8 protein-coding genes and 1 tRNA gene are annotated in these 10,013 nt (G+C 41.7%); 1 reads left to right on the plus strand and 8 read right to left on the minus strand.

Going from position 1 to position 10,013, the window contains the following annotated elements; genetic code table 11:
- Positions 1-13: 13 nt before the first annotated feature.
- Entirely contained in the window at positions 14-1,027 is a 1,014-nt protein-coding gene (gene cydB / locus FC98_RS10240) for a cytochrome d ubiquinol oxidase subunit II (protein ID WP_008857666.1), read from the minus strand.
- A complete protein-coding gene (locus FC98_RS10245) occupies positions 1,020-2,471 on the minus strand; it encodes a cytochrome ubiquinol oxidase subunit I (RefSeq protein WP_056949526.1) in 1,452 nt (483 codons plus the stop codon). The genes cydB and FC98_RS10245 overlap by 8 nt, the downstream gene beginning before the upstream one ends.
- Before the next feature lie 599 nt (positions 2,472-3,070).
- On the opposite strand from FC98_RS10245, the gene FC98_RS10250 reads away from it, so the two are divergent.
- Entirely contained in the window at positions 3,071-4,702 is a 1,632-nt protein-coding gene (locus FC98_RS10250; RefSeq protein WP_056949527.1) for an NAD(P)/FAD-dependent oxidoreductase, read from the plus strand.
- A gap of 218 nt (positions 4,703-4,920) precedes the next feature.
- Here FC98_RS10250 and FC98_RS10255 read toward each other — a convergent pair whose 3' ends face one another.
- The 6 genes from FC98_RS10255 to FC98_RS10280 form a co-directional block, all read right to left on the minus strand.
- A complete protein-coding gene (locus FC98_RS10255) occupies positions 4,921-5,685 on the minus strand; it encodes an ABC transporter ATP-binding protein (RefSeq protein WP_008857669.1) in 765 nt (254 codons plus the stop codon).
- The gene (locus tag FC98_RS10260; RefSeq protein ID WP_008857670.1) at positions 5,666-6,631 is read right to left on the minus strand and encodes a FecCD family ABC transporter permease; all 966 of its coding nucleotides are present in this window, start codon (positions 6,629-6,631) and stop codon (positions 5,666-5,668) included. Before FC98_RS10260 ends, FC98_RS10255 begins: the two co-directional genes overlap by 20 nt.
- The gene (isdE, locus tag FC98_RS10265; RefSeq protein ID WP_056949528.1) at positions 6,631-7,530 is read right to left on the minus strand and encodes a heme ABC transporter substrate-binding protein IsdE; all 900 of its coding nucleotides are present in this window, start codon (positions 7,528-7,530) and stop codon (positions 6,631-6,633) included. The genes FC98_RS10260 and isdE overlap by 1 nt, the downstream gene beginning before the upstream one ends.
- A gap of 13 nt (positions 7,531-7,543) precedes the next feature.
- Complete coding sequence (locus FC98_RS10270; RefSeq protein ID WP_054655451.1) at positions 7,544-8,374, minus strand: NEAT domain-containing protein; 831 nt, start codon at positions 8,372-8,374, stop codon at positions 7,544-7,546.
- Complete coding sequence (locus FC98_RS10275; protein WP_162254963.1) at positions 8,358-9,470, minus strand: NEAT domain-containing protein; 1,113 nt, start codon at positions 9,468-9,470, stop codon at positions 8,358-8,360. The genes FC98_RS10270 and FC98_RS10275 overlap by 17 nt, the downstream gene beginning before the upstream one ends.
- 372 nt (positions 9,471-9,842) lie before the next feature.
- A tRNA-Thr gene (locus FC98_RS10280) sits at positions 9,843-9,915 on the minus strand.
- Between the last annotated feature and the right edge of the window lie 98 nt (positions 9,916-10,013).

Genomic DNA, 10,013 nt, shown 5'->3' on the forward strand with positions numbered 1-10,013 from the left:
TACTTGTTACACCTTACTGTTCAACAGTTCGTGGTGACTTCAGGCGCTTATAAAATACCCAATAGCTCCAGATGAAGTAAATCAAAACAATTGGTAAAATCGTAAACGTTAAAATCGTCATGAGATGCAACGTGTATGGTGAACTTGAAGCATTTTTAATTAAGATTGAATGAGCACTATTATTCGCAATCATAACCCGCGGGAATAACCCGTTAAAGATCAGAACAACGACACTGATTAATGAAAGTCCACTAGCGATGAACGATGCCCAATCATGCTTAGCCTGGGCACCCCACCATGCAGCTAAGGTAAAGATAACCAACGCAATTAGAATTGACCACGTTGAAACTGGTTTCTTAGCAAAGAAATCAGTGGTTAAGTAAAGCAACACAACGAAGACAACTTCCCCGGCAAGCAATACCGGATAAAGCACCTTACTCCATTTTTGAGCACGATCACGGAGTTCGCCGGATGTCTTTAACCGTAAGAAGTTGAGCCCGTGAATGAAACAAAGTAGTGAGACAGCTACCCCACCAACAATTGAGAACCAGTTAACGTAATCGGTAAAGCCGCCGAAAATATTACCATTGGCATCAATTGGCATCCCTTGGATCATACTGACAAACATCATGCCAAATAGAAAGGCTGCGCAGAAACTACCAATCGTTGATGCCCATTCCCAGAAGTTTCGCCAAGTATCCGTTTGCATGTTAGCTCGGAACTCAAACGAAACACCCCGGAAAATCAACGCAACTAAAATTAAGAACAACATGATGTAATATCCAGAGAATAGAGATGCGTACCACATTGGGAAGGATGCAAACATCGCACCACCGGCCGTGATTAACCAAACTTCGTTACCATCCCAGTGAGGACCAATTGTCTGAATGACAACATCCCGTTCATCTCGATTCTTAGCAAAGAACCGAACGGCCATGCCAATGCCAAAGTCAAAGCCTTCTAGGAAGAAGAACCCACTGAATAGGACACCAATCAACAGAAACCAAAGTAATTGCAGATTAGTCATTATGAGCCGCCCCCATTTCATAAGGATCTACTTTAGACGATTCTTCCGTCTTAGATGAATATCCGTCCGTTGTAACAGAATCCGGACCTTGCTTGAGTACTCGGTGACTCAAAATAATCATGACGGCCCCTAACGATGCGAATATCAAGAAGTATACAATATTCGTAAACAAGAGACTCGCGACGGTAGATGTTGGCGAAACGGCGTCAGCAATGGTCAAAAGGCCATAGACGACCCATGGATAACGACCAAATTCAGTGACAAACCAGCCACAAGTGTTAACGATAAATGGTAGCCAAACCATCAATCCCATTAGATATAGGAACCAACGTTGCCTCATAATGCTTTGCGACTTCATTCGGTTGAACCACAGCCCAACGATTGCAACTAAACCGAATAGACCGGCTGAAATTGCCATAATTCTGAAGCTCCAGAATAAAGTTCTGGTTGGAACATAGTAATTTCGAGTTTCACCGTTCTTATTGTACTTAGCCTTTAATTCCTTGTTCACTTGTTCTTGACCCTTAAACGTCCCATTCAAACTATGGTGACCAAGAATGTTTAAGACATAAGGAATTTCAATTGACCAAGTCTTTTGGTGGTTCTTAATTCCCTGAGCAGCTGACCAATCACCTTTATTGGTGGAATTTTTGTAAATCCCTTCCATTGCGGCAAATTTCATTGGTTGGTTATTGATCAAGTAACGCGTTTGCGTGTCACCGGACCAAACTGAACCCATGCAGGCAATTAAGCCAATGATCAACGATACCTTCATCGACTTGCGATAAAAGTGTTCGTGATCCTTCTTAAGTAACCGCCATGCCGAACAACCAGCTACAACAAATGCTGCTGTTAAGAATGCACCAAAGATAACGTGTGGAAATTCATTCCATAATTGACGGTTCATAATAACGGCAGAAAAGCTGGTCATTTCGACCTTATGCTGTGCTGCGTTCATTGCGTACCCAACTGGATTCTGCATGAAACTATTTGCAGCCAAAATCCAAAGAGCTGAAAGCGTCGATCCAAACGCAGTTAACCAAATAAACAAACAGTGAATTCCTTTATTGAATCGATCCCAGGTAAACATCCACAAACCAATAAATGTCGACTCCAAGAAGAAGGCCGCCAAAGCTTCAATGGCAAGTGGTGCACCAAAGATATCCCCCATAAATCGTGAATAATCAGACCAATTCATACCAAACTGGAATTCCTGAATAATCCCAGTAACAACCCCGACAGCAAAGCTATACAGGAAGATCTTCCCCCAGAACTTCGCCATGTCTTTGTAGGTATCATCTTTCTTGATAACGTAAACTGTTTCCATAATTGCAACGATAAATGCTAAACCAATCGAAAACGGCACGAAGAAGAAATGAAAAACCGTGGTCATCGCAAATTGAAACCGCGATAGCCCCAACATCGAAAGACCAATACTCAACATTTAATATTCCCCCCTTGCTAAGAAATAATGAGTTCTCCTCATACACCTACATTGTATATAGAAACCGTTTAATATTCAAACTTTAATTGCATTTAATTATCAATTGTTGCTTATATTTCATCAACCCTATAAATACAATTGCGGCGAGCCAATGAAAGCGATGTCTAATCGTTTATAACAGCTCCTTAATTTATAAGTATGGCTTCATTGTCGTAATTTGCAATGGCTTTCATTAGACAATTTATACCAGCACTCTTATACTAATGGTGATAAGAATCGTTTATGCTATCATTCATTATATGTATATTTAAGCAATCTTATCAGGATTAGGACAGCTGCGCAAAGCAGAAACTTCCACATAAGCACCTCTGACAAAAATCCCTAAAAACCAGGGATTTCTGTCAGAGGAGACTTATGCTCCAGTTTCTAACCGCTTTGCTCTGCTCACTGTTATTAGGACAGCTGCACAAAGCAGAAATCTGCGCGTAAGCACCTATCGAAAAAATTCCAAGCCCGGGAATTTCCTCGATAGGAGACTTACACTCCGATTTCTAGCCGCTTTGCTCTGCTCACTGTTTACTAAGGGGGAGGAATATTTCATGAGTAAGAATATCGTTGTTATTGGTGCGGGCTTTGCTGGTGTTTACGCCACTAAAAAGCTTGCCAAGCATTTTAAGAGTAATTCAGATGTTAAAATCACGCTGATTGATAAGCATTCGTTCTTTACCTATCTGACAAGGCTTCACGAAGTTGCCACCGATCGGGTCAATCCAGACAGTATTCAATATGATCTACAGCGAATTTTCCACAAGCAAAAGAACGTTCAATTAGTCACTGATGAAGTAACATCAGTTGATAAGGAAAACAAGCTGGTAACTTGTAAGAACGGCACTTACCCATTTGACAGCTTATTAATTAGTTTGGGTGGTGAACCTAACGACTTTGGAACACCTGGGGTTAAGGAAAATGGTTTTACCCTCTGGTCTATTGAGGATGCATTAGAATTAAGGAAGCATATTAAAGAGATTATTGCTAAGGGTGCAATTGAACGAGATCCACGGAAACGTCAGGCTATGTTAACATTGGTTGTCTGTGGCTCTGGTTTTACTGGTGCTGAAACGATCGGTGAGTTAATCGATTATAAGAAAGTTTTAGCTAAAGAAAATAAGATTGATCCCAGCGAAATCAAAATTATTTTAGTTGAAGCCGCCCCAACGATTATTAACATGTTAGATCGAACAAACGCCGCTTCAGCTGAAAATTACCTAAAGAAAAATAACATTGATATCCGGAAGTCATCAATGATTGTAAGTGTCAATAAAGACAGTGTGGATATCAAGGATCAAGATTCAATTGCAACAAACACGTTGATTTGGACAGCTGGTGTTAAAACAAGTTCACTAGCAGATAGCCTTGGAATTGATGCTGGTCATGGTGGCCGTTTGATTACTAATCAATATCTCCAAGCCAAGGGATTTGAAGATAGTAGTATCTATGTTGCTGGTGATGACGCCAATGCCACCGAACAAGGAGCTGAAAGAGCGGTTCCCCAAACAGCTCAGGAAGCCGAAAACGAAGCTGTGGTTACTTCAACCAACATTGCAGCCGATATTGACGGTTCCCATAATTATATGGAATTCCATGATAAGAATATGGGGTTCACTGTTTCGTTTGGCGCTTACTACGGAATTGCCCAAGTCTTTGGCGGCAAGCGGATTCGTGGTTGGATTGCAACAATTATGAAGCACGGTTCAAATTTACTTTACTTCTGGCGAATTCGCTCGGGCTACTTCATGTTCCAGTATATTCTTGATGAATTCTTCAGGGTAAATGACAATCGGACCGTCTTTGGTGGCCACACAGCCCGTAGAAGTAATGTTTTGTGGAGTGTACCCCTCCGATTATTCTTTGGGTTAGCCTTGATGATTGACGGAATCAGCGCGCACTACCTTCTAACTGGTAGTGGTGGTTTGGCAATTTGTGAAGCGATCCTGGGCTGCCTAATCTTCTTTGGATTATTCACTTGGATTGCCAACCTTGCCATGATCATCCTATTCTTCGCAGCCATGATGTCTTGGCCAACGACTTGGATTCTGTTCGCTGCAATTGCCTTGATGAATGGATCTGGTAGATCATTTGGTTTAGATTACTGGTTTGTTCCGTGGTTACAAAAGACTTGGGGCCGTTCACGGTATGGAATCCCACAGTCGCTGTATAAAAATAATGATTAACTTTCAAGAAATACAACAGAATTAGGTCCAAACAAAACAGCCAACAATGAGCAGACGTTCATTGTTGGCTGTTTTGTTTGGACATTGTGGGTAAAAGGATTGTTGTCGGTATGACTTTCTCTTTAATTTTAATCTAGTAATTGTTCTCTTTCACGTAGAATTGGCGCACTCCGCAAAGCAAAAGATTGCATGCAAGAACCTCTAACAAAAAATGCCCCTTACTTGCCTGGAATTTCCACAATATAACGACCGTAATGCGGCACCGTCACAATTTGCATTCTCGCTTCAAAGACAGCTCCCAGTAGCTCAGAATCATAACACTTTTCCGGGCTACCTTCAGCTACTAATTTACCATCCTTAATTAACCATAATTCGTCACTAATCTTAAATGCTTGGTTAATGTCATGTAAAACCATAACAATTGTTATCTGTTCGCGCTCATGAAGTTGCTTTAAAATAGCCATCAGATCTGTTTGATAATGAATATCCAAATAGGTGGTTGGCTCGTCTAAAAGGAGATACTCCGGTTCTTGAGCCAAAGCAGAAGCTAGCCATACGCGCTGTTGCTGCCCACCAGATAACGATGTCATAGGCCGCTGAGCTAATTCAGATAAATTAGTCATTGCCAAATACTGCGTAACTTCCTCATCAGAAATAACGTCAAGCAACTTGTGATATGGCAGTCTGCCGGTCTTGACAACGTCAATCACTTTTATTTCGTCATACAGATCGTTTTTTTGGCTCACAATTGCAAGTTTGCTAGCGAGTTGTTTACGTGAAAAAGTATTAATCGATTGATTATCGAGAGTTACCTGACCGACCGTTGGCGTTAAAATTCCGGCTAACAACTTTAAAATGGTTGATTTACCGGAACCATTGGGACCAATTATTGAGATAATTTTCCCTTTAGGTGCTTCTACTGAAATGTCATGAAGAACTGTCTGATGTTTTGGATAGCGGAAACTAACTTGATTTAATTCCATTCGACAGCCTCCTTTGTAACATCACAACTAAGAACGGGCCACCGAGTACCGTCATCAAGGTTGCAGCTGACAGTTCGCTTGGTAACACAACAATCCTACCAATCGTATCCACGACCAATAGTAACCAAGCCCCCAGTAACATCGACATTGGAATAAGTGTGGTATAGTCCCGTCCAACTAAGTGTCTCGCAACGTTAGGAACAACAATCCCTACAAACGGGACAATTCCCACAACCGCTGTTGTTCCAGCCGAAAGATACACCATTACTGCCAACAACGAAAACCGCATAAGCAATGGCGATGCCCCCTTCGTCTGCAACTGAACTCCCGATAACTTGAGATAGTTGGCCCATGGTGAAACTAAGACCGCAATTAGCATCCCGCTAACCCCCAGGATCAAGAGCCCAGTTGTATCTGACCAGGTAATCCCGTTTAACGATCCGGTTGTTGTTTGTGCCATTCCATCAGAGAATAACTGCTGGAAGCCCGAAAATGTCAACATTAACGCAACCCCAACAATAATAAGTTTATAAGGGCTTTTTAGCACTGAGCGAGACGTTAAAAATAGTAATGCAAAGGCGCCACCAAGTAATGCATCAATCAATTTACCACCGGTAAAAGTTGGTAATAAGAACCCGCCAAACGTGACGAAGAGTTCAGCGGCACTGGTTATTCCAAGAATACTGGGATCGGCCAAGATATTTTTAAATGCGGACTGGCTAAGAGCCCCTGCCACTGCTAACATTGCACCGCATAATAATGCTGCTAAAATCCGCGGCGCCCGGATTGTTAGCAAAATTTCATTTTGATTTGGATGATGGCCTGAAAATGCACTTATCATCTCTTGAGGCGAAATGAAACTCGCACCAAGGGTAAACGAAATTAATATCGTTACGATCAATAGGCAAATGATTACTAAGTACCAAAGCTTCTCTGAGTTATTCATCAATTACCGCTCCCCTTTGAGGGATAGAGCCAATTAGAAACGATTTTAATCGCCTGTGCTGCCCGCATATTGGCTGTCGCGTCAAAATTTGGCTCTTCAAGGTTATAAACCCGATGATGTTTAACCGCTGAAACCGTCCGCCACATTGGGTCACTTTTGAACTCAGAATTAAATTGGGGGACAACAATTTGAGGCAATGCATGGGCCAATCTTAAAATAACTTGGGGATTTGCCCGTTTAATTTCTTCATCATTTGGCTGTATATATTCCTGACTCTTTGAAGCAAAAACGTTTTTACCACCAGAAATTGCGACCAAATCGCCAACATAAGATTTGTTAGTGGCAATCATATATGATGCTCCGGGCAGTCCCATTAAAACAAGCACTCTGAGTTTGACTGCATGTTTTATCGCTACCGCTTTTGCGCGCTGTTTAGCTTGCTTAATTTGATTGATAGCATTCGTTGCCTGAGATTTACGATGATACGTCGTCCCCATTATTTGGACGGTCTGTTCTAATTGAGCGACACTGGTCAAGTCCAAAAAATGGGGCTGAATATGCCGCTGCTTAAACGCTCTTCCAAACTGATCCTTTAATGTCGTAACAGAATAGACGACCGTTGGCTTTAATGCTGCAATCTTTTCCACGCTTGGATTCATTGGGTTTCCTACCCGAGTAACATGCGTATACCGCTGAGGTATCTTGTTTTGAGTTGTGGGTATCCCCACCAAGGGTAGCTTTAACTTGTCAGCAATTTGAACCACCGCATAGGTTGTGGCAACAATCCTTGGCTTTCGGCTGGCGCTTTTCCGACTTTGATTGACAAAAAACGTGCCTGCTAGTCCCACAATCAAAACCAATGATAGTACAATCAGGGCAATTTTTCTTGAACCTTTCATCACAATTCGCCCCCTAATGCCGCAAATAAATCCAAGCCCCAGCTGAAATGGCGGCTACCGCAACGACACCGCCAACAATCCAACGGGTGCCGTTATTTTTATGGTGACTTTTTTGCGGATCATTAGACTTAGGTTTTGCAGTATCACGGGAAGATTGCGTTTTATTTGGCTGCTGAGTTTGTTTTTTCGAACTTGCTTTCTTAGGCGTCTTCTTGTGAGTTACCTGACTAGGATGCGACTCGGACTTGGTTTTAGCATGATCGTTAACAGCACTTGGTTGCTGTTCCTTGGGTGTTTCTGTTTTCGAGTTACTGACTGACTTGGTGCTGGGCTTGCTGGCTGTCGAAACAACAGCTGCTTTGTGGGTGGTCGAAACAGCGTGATGGACAGACCTAGGTGCCTTAAGCTTTGGTAGCCCGGTCGGATTAAACTCAAACGTAATCAAGTGGCGAGCTTTATAGGCTTTTGGTACGTCAATTGCCAATTTTGCGTTAATTCGTTTCTTCAGGTTTTTCGTGAAGAACGAATAATACAAACGGGAATTGCCCGCTCGATCCCTGACTTTCCGGATTGCTCGTGGCGTTTGCCCATCTACCCAGAGTACTTTAACGGGAAACGGAGATAGACTTTTAGCGGTTTTAATTTGCATCGTGACGTAGTAGGAATTATCACGAACAACAACGGCTGCAGGATGCACAAAGTAGCCTGTTGCCATTGAAGTTTGGTTAGTGCCATATTTTAGTGACTTGTATGAAATCGACTGCGCGTTGGCTGTCAATGGAACTAGCAATAGAATTCCCAATATCACAGTGACTGATAATAGAAATTTATTGACCGATCGCATTGATTACCCTCCCATCAGTTGTTTGCTGATTCGAGGCAATAATTTTGGCAGCCTTGTGTGCCTTTGCAGGCGCTTTTTGACTGAATTTAAATCGAATTGGGAATGTTTGGCTGATCTTCATATATGGAACGGTGACATGAATCGATCCTTTGATTAAATGCTTTAACGTCTTAAATGATGCAACGTTAAATGAGTAAGTCATCGTATAGGTTTTGGAAGTTTGACCAAACTTCACGGTTGAAGCCTTCACCTTACGATTATTAATCGTTACAGGACGAACAGCTTTACTGCCTAATTTTAAACTCTTATTATAGCTAACTTTTAATTGGACATTATAATGCTTATTGACTTTTTGAATCGTTGCTTTTCGAGTGTAGTATTTGTTAGCCATTGACTTTGAATTAGAAGATCCCTTCAAAACAACGTAGGTTCGAGTTGTTGTTGGTACCTTGGCTTTCTTTGGCGTTACTTTGGCACTGACAGCAACTGGTTTGGCAGGAGTGGAACTACTAGTGCTAGTTGGCGTTGTGGCTGCTGATGTCTGAGAGGGTGGTGTAACTACAACTTGACCATTATTCGGCGTTACATTAGGCGTCACGGGTGTATTGTTAGATATCTTAGTAGCTTGTGACCAAGAAAAATCAAATAGTGCCCATTGATTCATCGGAATTAACGCGTCATTAGGTCCAAGCGGAACTTGGAGTGAGAAGTCAACCGGCAAGACTTCATCAGGATTTGCTTGTGTAAATGCTATCATTCCCGAACCACCATCCGGCTCCTTGCTATACACCGTTGGAGAAACTGTCTGATCACCGATAGTCATTGAATTTATAAAGGTGACGCCCTTTACTAGTTTTAAGGTAATAAAATAGTTGCCTTGTGAAACATTAACGGAAGCTGTTGGATCAAAGAATTGATTGGCAACTGAACTCTGAGTTGGATCTGCTTTTTGCCACAGTTTCATTGGAACCGTGTAATTTCCATCTGTCAAATTCGCAGGCGCGGCCTTGGCTGAGTTAGCAAATATACCCCCAAGGAATATGAATGCGGTTACAAAAAATAGCAATTTAAATCCGTGCAAAAAATGACTCTTCATGTTGATTCCCCCTAAAAGTGATCTGAACCAGCCAGTTAGAAATCCATCCATAGTTTGATACAGCATTTATATGTTGAACACTTATGCACAAGCTTCCAACTGGCAGAACTTTCTAAGATTTGTAAGCAGTAGATAGTACACAACGTTCAACTTACAGACTTAGTGTACCATTCTACATGAAATAAGGAATAAAAAATGAACAAAAATTTGGATGAATTACCTATCACCGTTAGTCGTATATATTCATATCTAATTGATGAATACATACGACTAACGGTGACACTATTGAAAGGGCACTAAATAAAACGACAAACTTTGAAAACGTATTGAGAACAAAGCCCTTATAAGACGCTAACACTAAAGTATTTAATAAGCAGTTTCCGGGATTTGAACCCGGGACCTTTTCCTTACCATGGAAATGCTCTACCTTCTGAGCTAAAACTGCAATGGACGAAACAATCAAATGATAACAAAAAAGCCTCTGATAGTAAGTGCTATCAAAGGCTTTAGTTAGCGTGGCAACGTCCTACCCTCGCAGGAGGC

The sequence above is a fragment of the Lentilactobacillus kisonensis DSM 19906 = JCM 15041 genome (assembly GCF_001434135.1).
Lineage (GTDB): Bacteria > Bacillota > Bacilli > Lactobacillales > Lactobacillaceae > Lentilactobacillus > Lentilactobacillus kisonensis.